The organism is Bradyrhizobium sp., assembly GCF_022844465.1.
GTDB lineage: Bacteria > Pseudomonadota > Alphaproteobacteria > Rhizobiales > Xanthobacteraceae > Bradyrhizobium.
The window spans coordinates 21,072-42,031 of record NZ_JALHLP010000014.1 but is presented as its reverse complement, the minus strand read 5'-3'; the positions used below and the strand labels follow the sequence as shown (position 1 = coordinate 42,031).

The following is a 20,960-nucleotide window of genomic DNA, read 5'->3' as shown; positions in this document are numbered from 1 at the left end:
CTGCCCTTACCCTTGCCGATTCCTGCTTACCGCCCGCCGTTCCCGCCAATGACCGCGCGCACGGTGTCGTCGGGGCCGAAATCTTCTGCGCCATCGACATAGAGCAGGGCGGACAGCTTGGAGCGGGCTCGGTTGACCCGGCTCTTGATGGTGCCCACCGCGCAGCCGCAGATAGCGGCAGCATCTTCGTAGGAGAAGCCGGATGCGCCGACCAAGATCAGCGCCTCGCGTTGGTCCTGCGGAAGCTTCTCCAGCGCTACGCGAAACTCCTCGAACTCCAGATGGGCGCTCTGAGAAGGCTGGGTCTTCAGCGTTTTCGCGTAATTGCCTTCGGCGTCTTCCACCTCGCGACGCCGCTTGCGATAGTCAGAGCGGAACAGGTTGCGCAGGATGGTGAACAGCCACGCAGGCAGGTTGGAGCCGGGCTGGAACGAGTCGATATTGGCGATGGCGCGCAGCAATGTTTCCTGGACGAGGTCGTCGGCCCGGTCGCCGTTGCCAGATAGCGAGATCGCAAAGGCGCGCAAGCTCGGCACTGCCGCCAGGATGTCGTCACGCAGGGAGTCGGAGAGAGGCATCAATCCCTCCCGTCGGTTTTGGCTTGATCGATCCGCGCCGCGGCCTTCTCGGGCTCATCGAGCTTTCGGATCAGTTCGGCAAAGCGATCCGGCACGCCTTGCCTGACGACATCGTCATACATCGCACGGAGCTGATGGCCGATTCTTGACTGGATCTCGGCGTTCAGCCCGCCCTGCTTCTTTGCTTCCTTCATGATCTGATCCGCGCTTCCCCGAGAGTTAAGTCTCTGCGATTCCAAGATTATTCCTCGAATAGGCATCATTATTTCGGCTGTCTATCAGGTCCTAATGCGATCAGGTCGCAAAAGTTCCTAAATAAGGGAACTCTTTCTGGAACTTTTTCGGCGTCCGGGCGTATTCGCACATGACGGGAGAAGCGGCGCCCTCGCTAGGGGTATGCCGACACCGCACGCTTTCAGGCTATTTTCGCCCAGATGCGACCCTAGTTAGGCCCGCGATACGGCCCAAAGACCAAGGATGGAATGGGGATGTCTCGATCACAGCTCGTTGCCGAACACTTGCCGCTGTTGCGGCGCTATGCCCGTGCGCTGACCGGAAGCCAGGCGTCGGGTGACGCTTATGTAGCGGCCATGCTCGAGGCTCTCTTGCAGGACCCCGCGTTGTTGGATGAGCGGCACGGCCCGCGCGTCGGGCTGTTCAAGCTGTTCACCCAGATCTGGAACTCGGTCGCGCTGAACGAAAACGCGGATGTGCCGACGCTGGCGCTGCCGCCGGAGCGGAGACTGTCGAATATCACGCCGCTGCCGCGGCAGGCTTTTCTGTTGCTCTCGCTTGAAGGCTTCTCGGAGGAGGAGGTGGGGTTCGTTCTCAATGTCGACATTTCCGAGACACGACGGCTTGCCGACGCCGCCGGGCGCGAACTCGCTGCGGAAATCGCAACCGATGTCCTGATCATCGAGGACGAGACCTTCATCGCGATGGATATCGAAAGCCTGGTCAAGAACCTCGGTCACAACGTCATCGGCGTCGCGCGCACCCATTCCGACGCGGTGGCGCTCGCCAAGAACAAGAAGCCGGGATTGATTCTCGCGGATATCCAGCTCGCTGACGGGTCGTCCGGCCTCGATGCGGTGAACGAGCTGCTTAAACTCTTCGAGGTGCCGGTGGTGTTCATCACCGCCTATCCCGAACGCTTCCTGACCGGCGAGCGGCCCGAGCCGGCGTTCCTGATTTCGAAACCATTTCAGCCGGCGATGGTCTCCGCCGTGGCAAGCCAGGCGCTGTTCTTCCAGCGCAACTCGCGCAACCGCGAACCGCGGACGGCAACGGCCTGAGCCTCAGGCGCCGCTGCGGACGCACGGCCCGCGGCGCTGGAGCCACGTTATGCCGGACTGCGGCCCCGAACCATCAGCACGACCACGACCGCCAGTCCCGAGGCCACGGTGTACAGCATGAAGGCGTTGAGGTAGCCGATCATCATCGACTGGCGCGCTATTTCCTTCGCCACGCTGGCGAGGCCGGGAACGGTGTCAAAGGTCCAGCCCCCGGTCACGCCCGGCATCGCGAGCGCCGGGTTGTACGGCGTGATCATCTCCGTCATTCGGCTGTAGTTGGCGCCGGCGGTGCGCACGATTTCGGCGATCGACAGCGAGATGAAAAAGCTCGACCCGATGTTGCGCAGCAAGTGGAAGATCGAGGAAGCCTCCGCATAGTGTTTTGACTCCAGCGTGCCGAAGGCCACGGCGGTGATCGGCACCCATACCACGCCGACGGCGAAGCCCTGGACCGCGCTGTTGAGGACGAGTATTTCCATCGTCACGTTGAGGTCGAACGTCAGCATCCACAATCCGGCAGCGGTCTGCAGGCCGAAGCCGGCTGCCATGCTGATGCGCGGATCGATCCGGCTCATGAATCCGGCGGCCATGAAGCCCAGCAGCATCCCGACCCCCCGGCATCCGATCACCTGTCCGACCAGCATATCCGGAAAGCCGATCTGCTGCTGCAGGAGAGCGGGCAGCAAGACCATCGGGGTGAAGTTCAACATGCCGTAGATTGTCACCAGAACCAGCCCGATCGCGTAGTTGCGGTCGTACAGCAGCCTCAGGTTCACGAACGGCGCGCGAACGCTGAGGCTGTGCACCAGGAAAACATAGAAGGCGACGGCCGCGATCAGGCACTCGATCACGATTTCGGTCGAGTCGAACCAATCCAGCCGCACGCCGCGCGCGATCACCAGCTGCACCGCGGCAAGCGCGGTCGCCAGCGCAACGAAGCCTGTCCAGTCGAAACGAACCTTGGCGCCCAGCCTGTCGGGCCGCAACGTCCAGGCCATGCCGATCGTGGCGCAAATGCCGACCGGAACCAGCATGTAGAAAGACCAGCGCCAGCTGTGCATCTCGGCCAGGTAGCCGCCGATCACCGGGCCGAACGCCGGCGCCACCGCAACCGCCATGCCGAAGATCGACATCACCATCGCATGCTGGCGGCGCGGGAAGGTGTTGAACAGGATCGACTGCGAGAGCGGGACGACGGGCGCGCCGGCGCCGCCTTGCAGAATGCGCCACAGCACCAGCGTCTCCAGCGACTGCGCCATCCCGCAGAGCATTGTCGCGACCGTGAAGCAGGCGATCGACCACACCGCGACCCGCCTGGTACCGAAGCGGGAGACCAGCCAGCCCGTCATCGGCGTCACCACCGCGGTCGCCAGGATGTTGAACGTCATCACCCAGGCGATTTCGTCCTGGGTGGCCGAAAGCGCGCCCTGCATCTGCGGCAGGATGGTCGATGTGGTCAGCAGGGCGGTGCCATAGAGCGAGGTGCCGAGGACGACGGTCGCCAGCGTCAGGTACCGCTGCGCCGCCGACAGCGCCGCGGCTGGATCCTCGGCGTCGGTGGTTGCGCTGCCCACAGTCATGTCGCGGTCATGTCCCTTGCGTTGGCCGAACAATAAGCTAGCTTACCATTGATCGTAACCTAGCTTACTAATTATCGGAGGACCAGAACCGCGATATGCCAAACACCGACGAGTATATCGGCGTGGTGATTTCCGACGTGGCGCGCCTGCTGCGCACCGAATTTGACCGCCGCGTGCGCCGTCTCGGCATCACCCGCGCGCAATGGCTGGTGCTGACGCGGCTGCACCGCCGTCCCGGCGCGTCGCTTTCCGAGCTTGCCGAGATGATGGAGGTGGAAAAGGCCACCGCCGGGCGTATGATTGATCGGCTGGTGGCCAATGGCTGGGTGGAACGCCGTACCCAGCGCGACGACCGCCGGGTGAAGCGGGTGTATCTCACCGCGGACGCGGAACGGGTGCACAAGCGCATCTGGCGCGTGGCGGAAGCAACGGTCGATGCCGCGCTAGGCGACCTGTCGGGGCGCGAAAGCAGGCAGTTGATGGACTTGTTGCAGCGCATCAAGGCCACGCTGGTGTCGGCCAACGGAGGCGAGGCGGGGCGGAAGGCCGCTGCGGGCGCGGCGGGCAAGCAGGCGGCGGACCGGCACAATGGCAGGATCGTGCCATGACGCGGCGGATGAGGCAGTTGGCTCTTGTTGGCGTGCCGGTGCTCATGATCGCCGGCGCGATGGCATTTTGGCTGCAGGGCGGCCGTCACATCTCGACCGAAAACGCCTTCGTCAAGGCGGACATCGCCCAGATCGCCAGTGAAGTTCCGGGCCGCATCATGGAACTGCGCATCCGGGATCACGCCGCGGTTACCGCCGGCGACGTCCTGTTGCGGCTGGATCCCGCGACCTACCGGCTCGCGCTCGCCAAGGCCGAGGCCGAGATCGATTCCGCACGCGCGTCAGTCGAGCAGCTCAAGGCGAGCCTGCGCGAGATCAGGGCCGAGGCTACCGAAGCGGAGAACAAGCTCGCGTACCTTCAGACCCAGGCCCGGCGGCAGCGGGATTTGTCCGGGCGCGGTGTGGCTTCGGTGGCGAGGCTCGAGCAGTCCAACAGCGAAGAACAGGAAGGTCAGGATCGGCTCTCGATACTGCATCAGCGGATCGCGCGCGTGGAGGCGGCGCTGGGCGGCAAGCCCGACAGGCCGACCGACGAATACGCCGCGGTGCGCGAGAAGCTGGCGGTGCGCGATCGCGCGGCGCTCGACCTCGAGCACACCGAGATCAAGGCGCCGAAGTCGGGAGTCGTCGTCAACTTCCGGCTTCAGTTGGGCGAACAGGTCAAGGCTCAGACGCCGCTGTTTGCGCTGGTGACCGACCGACGACCCTGGCTTGAAGCCAATTTCAAGGAAACCGAGCTAACCCACGTGAAAGTAGGGCAAAAAGCCACCGTGGTTCTCGACATGCACCCTGACATCATCTGGGATGCCGAGGTGGAAAGCATCAGCCCGGCCACCGGCGCGGAGTTTGCGGTCCTGCCGGCGCAAAACGCCTCGGGCAATTGGGTGAAGGTGGTTCAGCGCCTGCCGGTGCGGCTGCGGCTGATCGAGCGGCGTGGCGAACCGGCCCTGCGTGCCGGCATGACCGCCTATGTCAGCATCGATACCAGACGCGCGCGCAGCCTCGCCGGCATCCTGGGCGGACTGGCCACCGTGGCGGCAAATCCCGCTCGCGAGGCGAAGGCCGAATGAAGCGAGGGCGGCTGAGTGTTTTCTTCGGGGGCAAGCGAGCGACGAAAAAAGGCCCCACCGAGATGGGGCCTTCGCTTCGTTCAAGACAGGTTCGCTCAGTTATAGTCGGAGTACTTGAATTGCGGCAGGGCCTTCAGCTGGTCCTTGGTGCCGCTCATCACGGCGTGATCGGGCGTCCAATCGTTGGTTGCTGACACGCGCGCGGTCGTTGTCGTCGTTGTGGTCGTGGCGGGCGCCGCGCCGGTCGTCGTGCTCGCGGGAGCCGCCGTCGTATCGCGGGTCGTTGTGGTCGTCGGCGTGGTGGTCGTTGCGGCGCTGGTACGGACCGGCTCTTCGACGAACTTCAGCTTGTCCATGGTGACGGCGATATCGTGTTCGCCCATTCCCAGGAACCCGCCGACGCCGATCACAACGGCACTAACCTTCCCATCCTTGTCCAGGATCAGCTCATTGATGTCTCCGAGCTTTTCGTTGGCTTCGTTGTAAACGTCGAGGCCCATGAGCTTGGACGCGCGCCAATTGCCCTTAAGCATCATTTTCGAGCTGGAACCGGCGGTCTGGTTGGTGGTGGCCGCCGGCGCCATGCGGTCGGCCGGCTGAGCCGTCTGAGCATAGGCCGGGCCGCTGATGACGGCCGCGCTCAACAGCGCGGCAGCAACGAATTTGTTCATTTTTATCCTCCGAGGAAAAGTTGGTGAGTTCCTTTAGAACGGAACTGGCAGGCGATTGTTCCCGCGCGTTCGCGAAGTTTCCGCCACCATGAATCTCAGTTCCGCAACTAGCCGCTTGACCTGTCATCCATCGCAACCCAAATGGTCACTGGAGCAGGGATACCGGCCTTAACCATGAAAACTCAGTATCGGTTATCGGTGGGTCCGGAATCGCTATGGACTTGATGAAGTCTGCCGAACGGCTTCGGCGGCACCCGTGGTTCGGCTACGTCTTCGGAGCAGTCGCTTTCTCGCTGGCGCTCTCCGCCCGGTTTGGGCTCGAGGGGACGCTGCCGCCAGGCTACCCGTTTCTGACGTTCTTCCCCGCGGTGATCCTGACCACGTTCGTCGGTGGCGTTCGCGCTGGTATCGTTTGCGCCGTCGTTGGCGGGCTCGCCTCCTGGTACTGGTTCATCCCGCCGTTCGACTCGTTCGCCGTCGATGGTGCTGCGGCGCTCGCGCTGATCTTCTACGCCTTCATCGTCGGCATCGACATCCTTCTGATCCATCTGATGAACGAGTCTGCCGCCCGTCTGGAACATGAGCGCGGGTTGACGGCCGGTCTCAACAAGCAACTCCGCACCATGTTTCAGGAACTGCAACATCGCGTCGCCAACAACATGATGTTCGTGGCTGGCCTGCTTGCCCTGCAGAAGCGCAAGGTGGGCGGCGACCCGGAGGCCGCCCGCACGGCGCTCGAAGACGCACAAAACCGCGTCATGGTCATGTCGCGCATTCACCGGCGCCTGTACGATCCGTCCGCCGTCAACATCCCGGCCGGCCGCTATTTTCAGGAATTATGCGCCGACCTTCTCGACGCGACGGGCGCAAAAAACGTCGTTTGCCTGGTCGATGCGCCGGCGATCAGCTTCGACGTGACCAGGCTCGTCACCTTGTCGCTGATCGTCACCGAGGTGGTCACCAATTCGTTGAAGCATGCCTTTGCGGAAGGGCAGAAAGGTTCTATCGCGATCACGCTGGAGCGGCTCGATCAGGAAACCTGCGCGCTGAACATCCAGGACGACGGCAGAGGATTGCCGGCAGATTTCGATCCCGGCAACAGCAAGAGCCTGGGCTTCAAGATCATGCAGAGCCTGGCGGAGCAAGTGCAAGGGAAGATATCCTACGCCACCGTCGCCGGCACGCGGGTACGTCTGGTCTTCGCCGCCTGACTCGCGGTCGCGAACGCGATTTCAGGATCAGGGGGCCCGGCCCAGGTCGAGACCTCAACGGTCCGCTCAAAGGGATTGAACCTTCAGGCTCCGCCCGCGACTTACCCACACCGGAAGCGCTGCGGGTCAGCGCTGCCGCAGGGAGCGTTGTTGACGATGACGAACCTCACCTTTGTTCTCAGGTGTGGCGGCAAATTGGCCTTACTCGCATTCGCACTCCTGCTGTCCGGTCCGGGTCCGTCCGTGGCCGCTCCCGGCGACAGCACGGCGAAGCTCTGGCATACCTGCCGCACCAGCGACGGCGAGGCCGGTCTCACAGCCTGCATGGCGCTCATCAACTCACGCGGCATATCGAAGCGCGACCGCGCCACGGCTTATTACAACCGGTGCTATAATTACATCCTGCGGCACGATTACAGGAATGCACTGACAAACTGCGACCGGTCGCTGGAAGACAACCCGGACTTCGTCGACGCGTGGCTGAACCGGACGGTGATCCGCAGCGGACTGGGCCAGTTCGACCTTGCCGTGAGCGATGCGACGCGGGCGTTGTCGCTCGCCAGCAAGAATGCAGACCGCGCGGGCATCCTGCGCAACCGCGCCGCAGCGTTGGTGCGAAGTGGTCGGATTGCCGAAAGCCAGGCCGATCTTGAGAGCGCAACGAAGCTCCAGCCCGGCGAGATCTACAACTTCATCATGCAGGCCGACTTTCTGCTGCAAACCGGCCGTCCCGCGGAAGCGCTGGTGCAGGTAGGGCGCGCGCGCGCCCGCAAGATAACCACCAGCTATTCGCAGGCGAAGACAGAATCGGACATCGGCGTGTTGCATGGCAAGGGCCTGGTGGCGCTGAAGCGCGACACCGAAGCGCTTGCGGTGCTGGAGGCGCTCCTGAAGATCGACCCTGCAAACGCCGAAGGATTCGCGCTGAAGAGCGTCGCCGCGTCGCGGACCGGCAGTCTTTCGGTCGCGCGGGATGCGCTGGCCGCAGCGCGCCGGCTGCCGCTGTCCAGCGTCGACGCTGCCGACGTGTTCCGGGAGGCCGAGCAGCTCGTGCGCGAGCTCGACAGCACGATGGCCCCGCCGGTTCCGGACCGGGTCGCGACGGGAGCGCAGCCGGCACGGGAGCGGAGCAACCGGGTCGCGCTGGTGATCGGCAATGCCACCTACCAGAACGTCTCGCCGCTCGCGAACGCAGGTCGTGATGCGGAAGCGCTGGCAGCGGAACTCGACACGCTCGGGTTCCGCAAGGTCACGCTGTTGCGCGACCTGACGCGCGAGCAGATGTTCACCGCCCTGCGCGCTTTCGCAAGGGAGGCGGAAACCGCTGACTGGGCGGTGATCTATTTCGCCGGCCACGGGCTCGAGATGGGTGGCGTCAACTGGCTCACGCCGGTCGACGCCCTGCTCAAGACCGACAGCGACGTGCGCCTCGAAGCGGTGTCGATCGACGAACTCAGCGCCGCGATCGAAGGTGTGCGGGGACTGCGGCTGATCGTGCTGGACGCGTGCCGGGACAATCCCTTCGCGCCGCAAATGCGCCTCACCAACAGCACGCGTTCGCTGGGATCGGGGCTGGCGCGGGTGGAGCCCGGGGGCGGAACCATGGTTGCCTACGCGGCGAAGGCCGGCCAGGTGGCGCACGACGGCGACGACGGCAACAGCCCCTTCATGAAGGCGCTGCTCAAGCGGCTGAGGCAGCCGGGCCTGGAGATATCCATGCTGTTTCGCTTCGTCCGCGACGACGTGCTGGCGGCAACCGGCCGGAAGCAGGAGCCGTTCGTGTACGGATCGCTGCCAAGCGAGCCCTTCTACTTCCGGACCGCGGCGACGGCCGCGCGCTGAGGTGCGGCGTCTCGCCGGTTGCGGTGCACGATTGCCAATTGGCTTCGGCGGGAGGATGCTTGACGACAGGCACAAGGGAGAGCGGCATGAGCAACGCGGGTCTCGATAATCGCCAGCGAAATCAGGATGGGGAAATCAACCACAAGCACGGCGCCACCCTGATCGGCACCTTGCGCAAGATTTATGGGCAAGGCTTTGCCGCCGGTTATCCCCCGACCAGCAGCCTGAGCGACGTCATGCTTCACCTCAATGAAACGTCGCTTGGCCAGCTTCGGCGCGACTACAAGACCGGCCATCTCGATCACAAGATCACGAAAGCCTTGAATTGAAGGCGGCAATCGGACGCGGCCTTGGACCCCGTTCCGATTCCACCGAAGCGAAAAAGCCGCTAGCTTGATCGGGTATCAGCCGCTTCGAGGAAGTCCGCCATCATGCCCGTCACCATCAATTACTACATGACGCTCAACTCGCCCTGGACCTACCTCGGCAGTGCGCTGTTCGGCGAAATCGCCGCGCGGAACGGTGCGACCGTCAACGTCAAGCCTTGCAAATTCGGTCCGATCTTCGAGCAGACCGGCGGACTGCCGCTGCCCAAGCGCTCGCCGCAGCGGCGGGCTTACCGGATGATGGAGTTGAAGCGTTGGCGCGAGGTCCGCGGTCTGCCGATCCATTTCGAACCCCGGTACTTCCCCTGTGACGACGCGGCGGCGACCCGTCTGGTGATCGCAGCGGCCATGCAGGGGAAGGACGCCCACAGGCTGTCGCTGGAGCTTGGACGCGCGCTGTGGGAGCGCGAGGAAACACTCGCCGATCCCGCGACGATCGCGCTGGCCGCCCGGCGCGCCGGCCTCGACGCCGCGGAACTGCGCGCGCAGGGAGCGGGCGACACCGAACTCGACGCCCTCCATGAAACGTTTACGCAGGAGGCGCTGGCAGCGGGGGTGTTCGGCGCGCCGAGCTATGTATTGCCTTCGGGCGAGATTTTCTGGGGCCAGGACCGGCTGGAACTGCTGGAACGCGCGTTGAAGCAGCCGGCGGCGGCTTGAAACCGGCCTGCCTCATCGATTTATCGATGCGGGTGCATCGGCCGCCGCGTGGTCGGCCTCGCGAGGCTGGCTGAAGGCAATATATGCGATGAGACCCGCGAGAAGAGATCCGTAAACTCCGATGGAGCGCCACCTCCATCGGCGAATCGCGCGGCGATCTTCGCTGCTGAGAAAACGCGGAGGTCCTTGCATGCTCTGCTCCATTGATGCTCTTCAGGGATCAGCGGGCGGCGGCTGTCTTGGCGCGCCCGCTTGCCGCCAGGTCGATCCGAGCGGTTTCGTCATCGAAGCGGGCGTGAGCATGCGCGCGCAGCAGTGACAGCAAGTCGGGATGGGCGAGTTCTCGCCGTACCAGGAGCGCCCGGCATGCCGGTGCAGCGATCTCGGTTGCGAGATTGAGGAGCTCGGCGATGATCGGCCGCTGATCGCACGAAAGCGGGCAACCCACGGAAAGCTCGGCAACGGCGCGATCGGGCGGCAGGGAAGCCAGCGTCGCGATCGCCTCGATGCAGTAGGGCCCGCTCCGCGCGATCACCGTGGTGTGGCTCCACTCGATCCCATGACAGTAGTCGTGAATCGATTGGTCCGAAACGCCGCCGCCGAAATAGGCCCGCCGTTGGTCGAAGTCGAACGTCCGGAAGAAAGCATACAGTCTGGGCAGGTCGTCATTGCGCAAGATCTGAAAAACGCGAGAGCCCGGAGCGCGCCGGGAGGCCAGCGCAAGCTGATCCAGGATGTTTTCCATTGGTCTTCTCCATCACGAGGATCCCCGTCGGAGGACGCTAGATGGCAATGGCAGGCGCGGCATCGCTCGAACGAATGACACACGACAGATTGCGGAAGGCGGAGACGGATGCCGAGACTGCGGCATACGCAACGACAGGTAACAGCCCGCGGGAACGTCGCTTCGCGGGTCACCGGCTTGCGCGCCCGCCAGCGAGTCCGGAAAGGCTGGCTGGTCCTGCTATTCTGGACTAAAGTTGCGTCCGCTGCAGTTGACCACTCGATGGGAGCGGTTTGTGCTGTTTGAGCCGTTTAGAATAAAAGGCGTTACATTCGCCAATCGCATCCTTCGCTCGTCGATGGGTGGCCGAACCGCCTATTATGACGGCACGGTCTCCCCCGCGTGGGTTCATTTTGAGAGGAGGTTCGCCAAAGGCGGCGTCGCTGGCCTCATTTCTCCGACCATCAGTGTCAACGAAGCGCGGCAGTCGCCGCTGGAGTACCCCTCGCTGCACGACGATCGCTTCATAGGTCCGCTGCGCGACGCGGTGCGGGAGATCAAGGCCGGCGGACGCGGCAAGGACGAATGCCGGTACATCGTACAGATTGGCGACACTGGTGCGCACACCCACACCAGCCTGCGGCCGCAAGACGCGGACCAAATGTCGGCCTCTGCCTTCTTCGACTTTCAGTACGGCTACCCGAACAGCGCCCGCGCGATGAGCCTCGACGAGATCCAGTCGACGGTCGGCGATTTTGCGCGCGCGGCTCACCGGGTCGTTGCAGCGGAATGCGACGGCATCGAAGTCACGGCCTCCAAGGGATATCTGATCCACCAGTTCCTGAACCCACTCACCAATCGGCGTACCGACAGATATGGCGGGTCGGTCGACAACCGGTTCCAGCTGCTGGATGATATCGTCAGGGCCGTGCGCAAGGCGGTTGGCGCCGACTTCCTGTTCGGTGTCAGGCTTTCAGCCCGGGATTTCAACAATTCACCTCTCAGCCTGCGCTTTCCGCTGGTTTGGCCACCGCCGCCGTGGCGCGCCTGGATCGGCAACGATCTGGCCGAGACCACCCGCTACGCGCGAAAACTCGAGGAACTCGGCGTCGATTATCTGCACATCGACAGTGGATTCGGCTTTCCCAACCCGCACGGGAGTCCAGGTGGTTTTCCCGATGAAGCCGTCGTCGTTACCTTCAACGCCTACCGCTTTCTCAGTCGAAAGGCCCGGATGCGGGCGCAAATCTTCAACGTCTTTCCTGCTTGGGCGAGGAAGAAGATTTTTGGCGGCGCCTGGCGCTTCAAGCCGGCGGCGAATGCGGACTTCGCCGCGGCGATCCGTCAAGCCGTCAGTATCCCCGTGATCGCCAACGGCGGATTTCAGGATCGCGACGTGATCGACGGCGCGTTGAAGTCCGGGAAATGCGACCTGGTCGCGATCGCGCGCCCGTTGCTTGCCAATCCGGACCTTCTGGATCAATTCAATGCCGGCGCCAATACGCCAGCGAATCCCTGTTCGTTCTGTTCGCTGTGTTGCGCTTCCACCGCGATATTCCCGCTTGGTTGCTACGATCAGAACCGATTTGAAACGCCGGAAAGAATGATGAACCAGATTTTGGCCTGGTGTTCGCCGAATGCGCCGTTTGGCGTCAAGGACGGCGGTAGGATCGACGGGGACGGGAAGCACCCGGCATTAGTGCAATGAACACCATTCCGTTCCGGTCAGCAACAGCACTCGCGGCTCTCATCAGGCAAAAGAAGATCGGGTCGGAGGAACTGCTCGATCTTTATCTGGCGCGCATCGAGAAGCACAACTCACGCGTAAATGCCGTCGTCGCGATGGATATCGCGGGCGCGCGAAGACGGGCGAAGGCTGCTGATTCCGCGCTTGCCAAGGGCGACGTATGGGGTCCGCTGCACGGCGTATCCGTCACGATCAAGGATAGTTTCGACGTTGCGGGACTGCCCTCAACGTGGGGTGTTCCGGAACTCAGGGATCGTCGGCCGGTGGGTAACGCGCAGGCGGTCCAACGCTATATCGACGCCGGCGCGGTCGCTTTCGGAAAGACCAATGTCGCGGCCTATCTGATTGGCTGGGCGACCGTCAACGAGATTTACGGAACGACCAGTAATCCCTGGGATCTCGAGCGGTCGCCGGGCGGATCGTCGGGCGGCGCGGCGGCCGCGTTGGCCGCAGGGCTGACCGCGCTCGACATCGGCGTGGATTTCGGCGGCGGCGTCCGGAACGTCGCGCATTATTGCGGCATTTACGGCCACAAGCCGACTTTCGGCATCACCAACTCCGATGGCCATGTCATGCCCGGCCTCAGCAACCGGCCGGACCTCGCCGTTACCGGCCCTCTTGCGCGAGCAGCCGACGACCTTGAGCTGGCGTTGTCGCTGATCAGCGGCCCGGAGCCGGACGATGCGCCGGCGTGGCAACTGAAGTTGCCGCCGGCGCGCACGAAGAAAATCAGTGAGCTGCGTGTCGCCGTCATGCGGGAGGACGCGAACTTCCCCGTCGATACCGAAGTTCAGGATCGCATCCAGGCCGTGGCGGACTTCTTGGCCACGAACGGCGCCAAGCTATCCGATCAGGCGCGGCCCGCGTTTGACAACGTCGTCGCCTTCCGGATTTTCGGCGGATTGCTGATGGCGGGCCTCTCCCGGCGCAAGAATGACGAGGCGTTCTGGAACCGGCTGAGCCATCTCCGGGCGCGCTTCATGACCACCGACAAGGATGGCGCAGCCGTGGAAAGGGTTTTCACCCACGCCGATTGGCTAGAGATGGACGCTGCGCGCAATTCGCTACGGCGGGCGTGGAAGGCCTTTTTTGCCGATTGGGACGTGCTGTTGTGCCCGGCGGCGCCTACCGTCGCCGTGCCGCACGACCCCAAGCACGCATGGCACGAACGGAAAGTCGTGGTTAAGGGACGCCCGACCTCTCCGGCCGACCCCACCTTTTGGGGCGCTTTCACCACGGTGGCCTATCTGCCTTCGACCGTTGCGCCGGCCGGGCTGACAAGGTCCGGCTTGCCGGTCGGCGTTCAGATCGTTGGCCCCAGCTACGGTGACCTGATGTGCATCGAGGTCGCGCGCCAGCTTGAACGGGGCTTTTATGGTTTCGTGGCGCCGAAAGGTTGGATCTGACGATGCGGCCCGAGCGATTGTCGGACATTATCGGATCGGTTTACGACTGTGTGCTTCAGCCCCAGGAATGGTCGCGCACGTTGCCGCTGATCTCCGCCTTCGGCGAAAGTGCGGCGAGCTCGATGGTGGTCCAGGGCCGTCTCAGCAGCAGCGGCGCCACGGTGTTCGAGGACGGCGACCGCCAATCGTTTCTTCGGCTCTACTTCGAAAAGCTCGCGGCGTCGCGAATGCCGGCGATGAAGCAGGTCGCCTTCGAGCATCTGGGCGAGGTCGCGACCATGACCATGCTGGCCGGCGAACGCGAACCGCTCAACAGCGACTTCTATCTCAAGTGGGTGCGACCGCTCGGCTTCCGCGATGTCATCGGCGTCCTGGTGCTGAAATCCGGCAAGCGCGTCGCGTGGTTCTCGGTCGCCAGATCCGACGTCCAGTCGCGTTTCACCGACAACGATCTGCGACAGATGGAATTGCTGTCGCCGCATATCTGCCGGGCGCTTCTGATCTCGGATGCCCTCGATCTGCAATCGATCGCGGCGGTGCGGCTCGCCGAAACGGTCGATCACCTCTCTACCGGCGTCCTGCTGACCGAAGAGGACGGACGGATTTCCTACATGAATGGTTCGGCGGAAGCGATACTGAAGGAGGGCAATGCGTTGCGGTCGAGGAACGGTCGTCTCGTTGCCGTCCGGCCCCACGCGCGCGATGCACTGTCGCGGGCCCTGCAAGAGAGCAGCGCCGGAAGGGCGCCTTCGATCAGCGGGCAGCATGCGATTCCGCTGCCGGACGAGGAGGGATCGGGCCTGATCGCCAATGTCTTGCCGCTCGAGTGGCGTGACGGGCGCAATCCGCTGGCGACGCTGCCCGGCGCTGCGGCGGTCATCATCCAGGATCCCGCCGAAGGCGCGCCGCCACCGATGGAGGCAATAGGACTTCTTTACGGGCTGACTGCGGCGGAACGCAATGTGCTGGAGCAGGTGGCGGCCAGCCACACGCCGCAGGAAACTGCAGACCGTTTGGGCGTCAGCGTCAATACGGTCAAGACCCACCTGCAGAAAGTCTTCGCAAAAACCGGCACGGCCCGACAGGCCGATCTTGTTCGTCTGGTGGCTCGCTCTACCGCTCCCTTGAAATCAGGGCGGTAGTCAGAGCCGATCCGCGCCCAGACCGTTCGCGAGCGAGGGGCGGTCGCAACGCAGGCGCGCCGGCATCGGCGCCATGTTTCCCAAATATCGGGTGCAGATCATTCGGATGAATGATGGCTGGCGGGCGCGGATGTCCATACTGGGCGCGATTTCATTTCCCTGTCCCATCGGCTGGCAATGGAGCCATCCATGACAATTCTGTTATCCGAACTGGCGATCGGCGGTCTGACCGTCCTGCTGTGCGCAATCGTCTTGATGCTGGTCCCGCTCGATCTGGGCCTTCTGCACATGGGAAGGCCGAAAGCACGATCGTCGGTCAGGCGGCACGCGGAAATCAATCAGGACAGGAATCCAGTAGGAGTGGTCACATGCGTACACGATCTGTTTCTCGACCTACCTCCGACAGTTCACCGGATTCGCTCTTGTATGGTGGGCGCATCTCGATCGTCAGATTCATTGTCGCGATCGCGCTGATGCTGATCACGCTTGGGGTGGTGTTCGCCCAGGGCGGCCGATCGTTCTTGAGCGAAGCGGAATCCGGTTGGCGTCAAGAAAGCGCGGCAAATCGAGAATGCTGAGCCTGTTTCGATTCCATCGAAACGAAACCGGCTCCTGCGACGATCCATCGCGTGGCGTACTCAGCTTGGAGCGCGCGTTTTCTGCCGGGTGATCGACTTTCGCAGTCAGCTCTAGGGAGTGACGGCTATGGGCAACGTCGTCCTGCTGTTCGCTTGCATGTTGATCGGAATGGCGTTGCGGCGATATGGCCGCGTCCCCGAGAATGCTCCTGCGTCCATCAACGGTTTCATCATCCACGTCTCTTTGCCGGCGCTTACCCTGCTGCACATCCACAACCTCAATTCCAGACGATGCTCGCTTACGCGGTGGCCATGCCCTGGCTGCTTTTCACCATCGCCGGGCTGTTCTTCTGGGCGGCGTCGAAAGTGCTGAGGTTCGCACCGGCCACGACCGGCGGGTTGATCCTTGTCGCCGGCCTCGGCAATACCTCCTTCGTCGGGTTGCCGATGCTTGAAGCCTTTTACGGCGTCGCCGCATCGTTTCTGACCTTGCCGGTCTGGTGGTACCTCCTGCTGGGAATATAGCCCGGTGCCTTGAACGGGCCGCCGCAAGTTCCCCGATCAGTTTGGCGGAGTGACGGTCAGGTCGAGGACAAAAAAAGCAGGGCGCGACCGGCATCACCACGGTCGCGCCCTACATCGCCGGTCAATGGGGCAGGGGGAATAACCGGCTGTTTCGATGACTCCCGAAGCCCGGAAACGTTCCCGCCGCTCCGGCCGATTTTTTCGTAACGGTTAAGTGATGGAGGTCCACCGGATCAACCGGGTCCAACGCAGGTTGGTTCTGACATCGGGCGAGGGGATCAGCGCCATGTCTCAACTAACCAATCGAGTTCTGGCGATATTGGCTCTTTCGGCAACGTTGGGCGCAGTCCCGTTCGCTTCCGGACACGATCTGATCAACGGCCAGGGGTCATCGGCGCCAGCGCCCCAAAGCGGTGTAAATCGCGCCGGCAAGACCGATCGTGACGCCGTCAAGGCGCAGCCTAACCTGACCCGGACGATTGCCCTCCAACTTGACGGTCTCGCCGACACCTCGGTAGTGCTGCGCGTACCGCTCGTTTCCAGGGAAGAAACGGGTTATCGGCCGGCTGCACCAGCGCCGAAGGCGACCGCGAAATCCACCGTCGCCTGCGAGCCGCCGGTCAGTGTTCTCACCGATATTGCCAAGCTGCTTCAGCCAGCCCGCTGCGTGACCTGAAGGTCCGCGCAGGGCATCTCCCCGCATGACGGTTGATGCGAGCGGCGTGATGCGACCTGTGCATGCGCGCTTCCTTCTCAAGTTTATCCTGCAAGATTAGTGACAATCTCAAGCCCCGCGCCATCCGCGCGGGGAACAACCGACCGTCGGGGACGTTGATTTCGGGAGAGCATCATATGATGCGCATCGCCATTGAGGCATCCCATGCAACAGTCGATCGATCGTCAGGCGTCGTCACGCGCCGCGCAAACACTTGTCGTAATGGGCGCCGTGTTGGGCGCAGTCTTCCTTGCAGCACCCGTGAGCCCGGCAAGCGCGCAGGTGCTCGGCTATGCATCTGCTGAGCCGCTAACCTATCCCTTGGACGAAATATCGAACGAGGACGGAGCGCGCCCCGAACGGCTTCGGCGCGCCGTCATCGCGTTTAGCACCAGCGAAACGCCCGGTACCATCATCATCGATACCGGCAACACCGCTCTGTATTACGTCCTTGGCCAGGGTCGCGCGATCCGTTACGGCGTCGGCGTTGGCCGAGAAGGCTTCACTTGGTCGGGCGTGCAAACTGTCAGTCGAAAGGCAGAATGGCCCGATTGGAGACCGCCGGCCCAGATGATCGCCCGGCAGCCTTATCTGCCCCGATTCATGGCGGGCGGTCCCGGCAATCCGCTCGGCGCGCGCGCATTATATCTGGGCACCAGCCACTATCGCATTCACGGCACCAATGATCCCTCGACGATCGGAAAGTTCGTCTCCAGCGGCTGCATTCGCCTGACCAATGAAGACGTCACCGATCTGTTCAGCCGCGTCAATGTCGGCACCAAGGTCGTGGTGCTGCCGAACCAGGCGCCGGTGCTCGCGCGCGGTACCGATGCACGGTCCCGCAACGCGATCCGCCCGGCTCGCGCGCCATCATCTCCGGTAGTCACGTTGACGTCGGGTCGCCACGCGATGAACGCGACATTGTCACAGCTCAATTGACGCCCCACGCGGGAGCAGGAGACGCAAATGCAGACGCTATCTGGAAAACCGGCGGCATGGGCTGCGGCAGCGCTGGCATTGGCATGCGCGCTGGCCCCGGCTGCGCAGGCGCAGGACTTCTTCTCGCAGCTGTTCGGCGGGTTTGACGGGCCGCACGTCCGCCAGCCTTATATATCGATGCCGTATGCCAGAGACGACCGTTCGGTTTCCGTCCCCCGCGCCGAACCGCGCCCCCGTTACGCGGGCGGCAGCCAGGCGTTTTGCGTGCGCACTTGCGACGGACGTTTCTTTCCGGTGAACGGGTCCGACAATGCAAGCCGCGTGGCTTCCTGCAAGAGCTTCTGCCCCGCGAGCGAAACCAGGGTATTTTATGGCAGCAGCATCGACAGCGCCGCGGCGCAGAACGGCAAGACCTATTCTGACATGCCCAACGCCTTCCGCTTCCGCGAGGAAATCGTCAGCGGATGCACCTGTAATGGCAAGGACCAGATCGGGTTGGCGCCGGTCAAGATCGAGAACGATCCGACTCTGCGCAAGGGCGACATCGTCGCCGGCGAAAATGGCCTCTTGGTCGCCGGCCGCAGCGGCGACAGACGGGGTGCTGGGCTGAATTTCTCACCCGCTTCCGAGCGGGTGCGCGCCCAGTATGATCGCGTGCGGATCGTGGCACGCAGTGACAGCAGCCAGAATTGAGGTTCCCGCAACGGAACCCCAAGCCCCCGTTGACGTTATCAGGCGCAAACACCGCATTTCCGCGGCTTGCAACAGGGGGCCGGCATGCTCGTCAGCATACTCATCACGTTCCTGGTCGTTATTCTTGTCCTCTATCTCATCAATCTCTTGCCGCTTGACGGCCGCGCGAAGCAGATCGCCCGCGTCGTGGTGATCATTCTCGGCGTGATCTCGCTTTTGCGATATATTTCCGTGATATAGCCCGTTTGGCTCCAAGACCACGGCTGCTTCCGGGGCTTGAGCGATGCTCCCGAACCACGTTGTGACCGCAGCTCAACCCGCCGCCTTGGCCTCGCGTCGGCGGGCGGTGAGGATGTATTCGGTGTAGCCGTTCGGCTGTTCGCGTCCTTTGAAGATGAGATCGCAGGCCGCCTTGAAGGCGATGCCGTCGAAGGCGGGGGCCATCGGCTTGTAGAGCGGATCGCCCTTGTTCTGGCCGTCGACCACGACCGCCATTCGCTTCAGCGACTCCATCACCTGCTCCTTGCTGACGACGCCATGCACCAGCCAGTTCGCAAGATGCTGGCTGGATATTCGCAAGGTCGCGCGATCTTCCATCAGGCCGACATCGTGGATGTCGGGCACCTTGGAACAGCCGACGCCCTGATCGATCCAGCGCACCACGTAGCCGAGGATGCCCTGGCAGTTGTTGTCGATCTCCTGCTTGACGTCGTCGGGCGCCCAGTTCGACTGCGATACCGGAATGGTGAGGATGTCCTTCAGTTTCGCCCGCGGGCCGCCTTTGGCAAGTTCCTGCTGGCGGGCCTGAACGTTGACCTGGTGATAATGCAGCGCGTGCAGCGTGGCCGCGGTCGGCGATGGCACCCACGCGGTGGTCGCGCCGGCCTGGGGGTGGACGAGCTTCTGGGTCAGCATGTCGGCCATCTTGTCGGGCGCCGCCCACATGCCCTTGCCGATCTGGGCGTGGCCGGGCAGGCCGTCGATCAGGCCGATGTCGACGTTCCAGTCTTCATAGGCCTTGATCCAGGGCTGCGCCTTCATGTCGTTCTTGCGGATCATCGGACCCGCTTCCATCGAGGTATGAATTTCGTCGCCGGTGCGGTCGAGGAAGCCGGTGTTGATGAAGCAGATGCGCTTGGAGGCGTTCTGGATGCAGGCCTTGAGATTGACCGTGGTGCGGCGTTCCTCGTCCATGATGCCGACCTTCATGGTGTTCTCCGGCAGGCCTAGCAGCTTCTCGACTTCGCCGAATAGTTCACACGTCAGCGCGACTTCGTCAGGGCCGTGCATCTTCGGCTTGACGATGTAGACCGAGCCGGTGCGGCTGTTTTTGGTCTTCGAAAAGCCCTTGAGGTCGTGGATCGCAAGCAGGCCGGCGACCGCAGCGTCGAGCAGGCCCTCCGGAATCTCTTCGCCCTTCTCGTCGAGCACGGCGTCGGTGAACATGTGATGGCCGACATTGCGCATCAGCAAAAGACTGCGGCCGTGCAGCGTGAGTTCCTTGCCGTCGGGCGTCCTGTAGACGCGGTCGGGATTGAGCGAACGCTTGACCGTCCTGCCGCCCTTTTCGAAATCGGCCGAGAGCGTGCCGTTCATCAGGCCGAGCGTGTTGCGATAGACCAGCACCTTGTCCTCGGCATCGACGGTGGCGACCGAATCTTCCATGTCGAGAATGGTGGACACCGCCGATTCCAGGATCATATCGGCGACGCCGGCCGGGTCGTCCTTGCCGATCGCGTGACCGCGGTCGATCCTGATCTCGATATGCATGCCGTTGTTGACCAGCAGGATCGCGGTCGGCTGGGCGGCCTCGCCCTGGAAGCCTGCGAACTGCGCGGCCGATTTCAGGCCGGTCGCCTCACCACTCTTCAGTTTGACGGCCAATCGCCCGGCCGCCACCGCGTAGGAGGTGACTTCACTGTGGCTGCCGGCCGCTAGCGGCACGGCGGCATCGAGAAAGGCCTTGGCCTTGGCGATCACCTTGTCGCCGCGCGCCTTGTTGTAGCCCCGGCCAGCCTCGGCCGGGTCGTGCGGGATCGCGTCGGTGCCGTACAGGGCATCATACAGGCTGCCCCAGCGCGCGTTCGCCGCGTTCAGCGCATAGCGGGCGTTGGTCAGCGGAACGACGAGCTGCGGCCCGCAGATCTTGCCGATTTCCTCGTCGACATTTGCTGTCTCGACCTGTTGCGTCGCCGGCTCCGGCAACAGATAGCCGATCTGTTTGAGGAAGGCCGTATAGGCGTCCATATCGAACGGCTTGCCCTTGTGGGCGCGGTGCCAGCCGTCGATCTTGGCCTGCAGCGCGTCGCGGAACGCGAGCAGCTCACGGTTTTTCGGCCCCAATTTCCTGATGATGGCGGCAAGACCGGCCCAGAACGCGTCGGGTGCAATGCCGGTCTTGGGGGTCGCCTCCTTGGCGATGAAATCGAACAGGACAGCGGCGATCTTCAATCCGTGGGCATCGACACGATTCATGGAGGGGCTTTCTCAAAAGAAGTGGCGTTTGGCGGCTGTTTTCAGGGAAAAGCAGCAAAAAAGCGCCAGAAAGGGGCTGCGCTGGCCGCCCTTTTAGCCCTAAAGCCGGGTCGAT

At 63.2% G+C, this 20,960-nt stretch carries 21 protein-coding genes; 15 read left to right on the top strand and 6 right to left on the bottom strand.

The genetic code is table 11. The annotated features are described in order from the left end of the window. Positions 1–26: 26 nt before the first annotated feature. Positions 27–578, bottom strand: a complete 552-nt coding sequence (locus Q0D31_RS18550; protein WP_291854189.1) for a sigma-70 family RNA polymerase sigma factor — start codon at positions 576–578, stop codon at positions 27–29. After that, positions 578–772, bottom strand: a complete 195-nt coding sequence (locus Q0D31_RS18545; protein ID WP_291854187.1) for a NepR family anti-sigma factor — start codon at positions 770–772, stop codon at positions 578–580. The genes Q0D31_RS18550 and Q0D31_RS18545 overlap by 1 nt, the downstream gene beginning before the upstream one ends. A gap of 294 nt (positions 773–1,066) precedes the next feature. On the opposite strand from Q0D31_RS18545, the gene Q0D31_RS18540 reads away from it, so the two are divergent. After that, complete coding sequence (locus tag Q0D31_RS18540) at positions 1,067–1,873, top strand: response regulator (RefSeq protein ID WP_291854185.1); 807 nt, start codon at positions 1,067–1,069, stop codon at positions 1,871–1,873. Between the two features lie 47 nt (positions 1,874–1,920). Here Q0D31_RS18540 and Q0D31_RS18535 read toward each other — a convergent pair whose 3' ends face one another. After that, the gene (locus Q0D31_RS18535) at positions 1,921–3,453 is read right to left on the bottom strand and encodes a DHA2 family efflux MFS transporter permease subunit (protein WP_291854182.1); all 1,533 of its coding nucleotides are present in this window, start codon (positions 3,451–3,453) and stop codon (positions 1,921–1,923) included. Between the two features lie 95 nt (positions 3,454–3,548). Here Q0D31_RS18535 and Q0D31_RS18530 point away from each other — a divergent pair, with 95 nt between their 5' ends. Continuing rightward, positions 3,549–4,061, top strand: a complete 513-nt coding sequence (locus Q0D31_RS18530; protein WP_291854180.1) for a MarR family transcriptional regulator — start codon at positions 3,549–3,551, stop codon at positions 4,059–4,061. A 44-nt stretch (positions 4,062–4,105) separates the two neighbouring features. Continuing rightward, the gene (locus Q0D31_RS18525; RefSeq protein WP_291854177.1) at positions 4,106–5,131 is read left to right on the top strand and encodes an HlyD family secretion protein; all 1,026 of its coding nucleotides are present in this window, start codon (positions 4,106–4,108) and stop codon (positions 5,129–5,131) included. Between the two features lie 95 nt (positions 5,132–5,226). Here Q0D31_RS18525 and Q0D31_RS18520 read toward each other — a convergent pair whose 3' ends face one another. Beyond that, positions 5,227–5,802, bottom strand: a complete 576-nt coding sequence (locus Q0D31_RS18520; protein ID WP_291854175.1) for a PRC-barrel domain-containing protein — start codon at positions 5,800–5,802, stop codon at positions 5,227–5,229. Positions 5,803–6,026: 224 nt separating this feature from the next. On the opposite strand from Q0D31_RS18520, the gene Q0D31_RS18515 reads away from it, so the two are divergent. The 4 genes from Q0D31_RS18515 (at position 6,027) to Q0D31_RS18500 (ending at position 9,901) form a co-directional block, all read left to right on the top strand. After that, positions 6,027–7,013 carry a histidine kinase dimerization/phosphoacceptor domain -containing protein gene (locus Q0D31_RS18515; RefSeq protein ID WP_291854173.1) on the top strand — a complete coding sequence of 329 codons (987 nt, stop codon included), beginning with the start codon at positions 6,027–6,029 and terminating at the stop codon, positions 7,011–7,013. Positions 7,014–7,169: 156 nt separating this feature from the next. Then, positions 7,170–8,855, top strand: a complete 1,686-nt coding sequence (locus Q0D31_RS18510) for a caspase family protein (RefSeq protein WP_291854171.1) — start codon at positions 7,170–7,172, stop codon at positions 8,853–8,855. Positions 8,856–8,941: 86 nt separating this feature from the next. Continuing rightward, the gene (locus tag Q0D31_RS18505) at positions 8,942–9,184 is read left to right on the top strand and encodes a hypothetical protein (RefSeq protein WP_291854169.1); all 243 of its coding nucleotides are present in this window, start codon (positions 8,942–8,944) and stop codon (positions 9,182–9,184) included. A 102-nt stretch (positions 9,185–9,286) separates the two neighbouring features. Beyond that, entirely contained in the window at positions 9,287–9,901 is a 615-nt protein-coding gene (locus Q0D31_RS18500) for a 2-hydroxychromene-2-carboxylate isomerase (RefSeq protein WP_291854167.1), read from the top strand. A 220-nt stretch (positions 9,902–10,121) separates the two neighbouring features. Here Q0D31_RS18500 and Q0D31_RS18495 read toward each other — a convergent pair whose 3' ends face one another. Next, on the bottom strand, positions 10,122–10,646 hold the full coding sequence (locus Q0D31_RS18495) for a hypothetical protein (protein ID WP_291854165.1): 525 nt from the start codon (positions 10,644–10,646) through the stop codon (positions 10,122–10,124). Positions 10,647–10,920: 274 nt separating this feature from the next. Between Q0D31_RS18495 and Q0D31_RS18490 the strand changes: the two genes are divergently transcribed. The 8 genes from Q0D31_RS18490 (at position 10,921) to Q0D31_RS18455 (ending at position 18,610) form a co-directional block, all read left to right on the top strand. Further along, positions 10,921–12,333 (top strand): NADH:flavin oxidoreductase, encoded by a 1,413-nt coding sequence (locus tag Q0D31_RS18490; protein WP_291854163.1) that lies wholly within the window; start codon positions 10,921–10,923, stop codon positions 12,331–12,333. After that, positions 12,330–13,778, top strand: a complete 1,449-nt coding sequence (locus tag Q0D31_RS18485; protein ID WP_291854161.1) for an amidase — start codon at positions 12,330–12,332, stop codon at positions 13,776–13,778. Before Q0D31_RS18490 ends, Q0D31_RS18485 begins: the two co-directional genes overlap by 4 nt. Positions 13,779–13,780: 2 nt before the next feature. Then, positions 13,781–14,920, top strand: a complete 1,140-nt coding sequence (locus tag Q0D31_RS18480) for a LuxR C-terminal-related transcriptional regulator (protein ID WP_291854159.1) — start codon at positions 13,781–13,783, stop codon at positions 14,918–14,920. A gap of 869 nt (positions 14,921–15,789) precedes the next feature. Further along, positions 15,790–16,023 (top strand): hypothetical protein, encoded by a 234-nt coding sequence (locus Q0D31_RS18475; RefSeq protein WP_291854157.1) that lies wholly within the window; start codon positions 15,790–15,792, stop codon positions 16,021–16,023. A 217-nt stretch (positions 16,024–16,240) separates the two neighbouring features. Beyond that, positions 16,241–16,699 carry a hypothetical protein gene (locus Q0D31_RS18470; protein WP_291854155.1) on the top strand — a complete coding sequence of 153 codons (459 nt, stop codon included), beginning with the start codon at positions 16,241–16,243 and terminating at the stop codon, positions 16,697–16,699. Positions 16,700–16,960: 261 nt separating this feature from the next. Then, positions 16,961–17,677, top strand: a complete 717-nt coding sequence (locus Q0D31_RS18465) for a L,D-transpeptidase (protein WP_291854359.1) — start codon at positions 16,961–16,963, stop codon at positions 17,675–17,677. Positions 17,678–17,704: 27 nt separating this feature from the next. After that, positions 17,705–18,370 carry a DUF2865 domain-containing protein gene (locus Q0D31_RS18460; RefSeq protein WP_291854153.1) on the top strand — a complete coding sequence of 222 codons (666 nt, stop codon included), beginning with the start codon at positions 17,705–17,707 and terminating at the stop codon, positions 18,368–18,370. Between the two features lie 84 nt (positions 18,371–18,454). Beyond that, positions 18,455–18,610 carry a Thivi_2564 family membrane protein gene (locus tag Q0D31_RS18455; protein WP_291854151.1) on the top strand — a complete coding sequence of 52 codons (156 nt, stop codon included), beginning with the start codon at positions 18,455–18,457 and terminating at the stop codon, positions 18,608–18,610. A 72-nt stretch (positions 18,611–18,682) separates the two neighbouring features. Here the strand turns inward: Q0D31_RS18455 and Q0D31_RS18450 are convergent, their stop codons facing one another. Next, a complete protein-coding gene (locus Q0D31_RS18450) occupies positions 18,683–20,845 on the bottom strand; it encodes a malate synthase G (RefSeq protein WP_291854149.1) in 2,163 nt (720 codons plus the stop codon). Positions 20,846–20,960 lie beyond the last annotated feature (115 nt).

What these genes read in the sequence shown, in the direction of transcription:
- Q0D31_RS18550 (WP_291854189.1), bottom strand. Translation starts at nt 578, where the DNA reads ATGCCTCTCTCCGACTCCCTGCGTGACGACATCCTGGCGGCAGTGCCG.
- Q0D31_RS18545 (WP_291854187.1), bottom strand. Translation starts at nt 772, where the DNA reads ATGAAGGAAGCAAAGAAGCAGGGCGGGCTGAACGCCGAGATCCAGTCA.
- Q0D31_RS18540 (WP_291854185.1), top strand. Translation starts at nt 1,067, where the DNA reads ATGTCTCGATCACAGCTCGTTGCCGAACACTTGCCGCTGTTGCGGCGC.
- Q0D31_RS18535 (WP_291854182.1), bottom strand. Translation starts at nt 3,453, where the DNA reads ATGACTGTGGGCAGCGCAACCACCGACGCCGAGGATCCAGCCGCGGCG.
- Q0D31_RS18530 (WP_291854180.1), top strand. Translation starts at nt 3,549, where the DNA reads ATGCCAAACACCGACGAGTATATCGGCGTGGTGATTTCCGACGTGGCG.
- Q0D31_RS18525 (WP_291854177.1), top strand. Translation starts at nt 4,106, where the DNA reads ATGATCGCCGGCGCGATGGCATTTTGGCTGCAGGGCGGCCGTCACATC.
- Q0D31_RS18520 (WP_291854175.1), bottom strand. Translation starts at nt 5,802, where the DNA reads ATGAACAAATTCGTTGCTGCCGCGCTGTTGAGCGCGGCCGTCATCAGC.
- Q0D31_RS18515 (WP_291854173.1), top strand. Translation starts at nt 6,027, where the DNA reads ATGAAGTCTGCCGAACGGCTTCGGCGGCACCCGTGGTTCGGCTACGTC.
- Q0D31_RS18510 (WP_291854171.1), top strand. Translation starts at nt 7,170, where the DNA reads ATGACGAACCTCACCTTTGTTCTCAGGTGTGGCGGCAAATTGGCCTTA.
- Q0D31_RS18505 (WP_291854169.1), top strand. Translation starts at nt 8,942, where the DNA reads ATGAGCAACGCGGGTCTCGATAATCGCCAGCGAAATCAGGATGGGGAA.
- Q0D31_RS18500 (WP_291854167.1), top strand. Translation starts at nt 9,287, where the DNA reads ATGCCCGTCACCATCAATTACTACATGACGCTCAACTCGCCCTGGACC.
- Q0D31_RS18495 (WP_291854165.1), bottom strand. Translation starts at nt 10,646, where the DNA reads ATGGAAAACATCCTGGATCAGCTTGCGCTGGCCTCCCGGCGCGCTCCG.
- Q0D31_RS18485 (WP_291854161.1), top strand. Translation starts at nt 12,330, where the DNA reads ATGAACACCATTCCGTTCCGGTCAGCAACAGCACTCGCGGCTCTCATC.
- Q0D31_RS18480 (WP_291854159.1), top strand. Translation starts at nt 13,781, where the DNA reads ATGCGGCCCGAGCGATTGTCGGACATTATCGGATCGGTTTACGACTGT.
- Q0D31_RS18475 (WP_291854157.1), top strand. Translation starts at nt 15,790, where the DNA reads ATGCTCGCTTACGCGGTGGCCATGCCCTGGCTGCTTTTCACCATCGCC.
- Q0D31_RS18470 (WP_291854155.1), top strand. Translation starts at nt 16,241, where the DNA reads ATGGAGGTCCACCGGATCAACCGGGTCCAACGCAGGTTGGTTCTGACA.
- Q0D31_RS18465 (WP_291854359.1), top strand. Translation starts at nt 16,961, where the DNA reads ATGGGCGCCGTGTTGGGCGCAGTCTTCCTTGCAGCACCCGTGAGCCCG.
- Q0D31_RS18460 (WP_291854153.1), top strand. Translation starts at nt 17,705, where the DNA reads ATGCAGACGCTATCTGGAAAACCGGCGGCATGGGCTGCGGCAGCGCTG.
- Q0D31_RS18455 (WP_291854151.1), top strand. Translation starts at nt 18,455, where the DNA reads ATGCTCGTCAGCATACTCATCACGTTCCTGGTCGTTATTCTTGTCCTC.
- Q0D31_RS18450 (WP_291854149.1), bottom strand. Translation starts at nt 20,845, where the DNA reads ATGAATCGTGTCGATGCCCACGGATTGAAGATCGCCGCTGTCCTGTTC.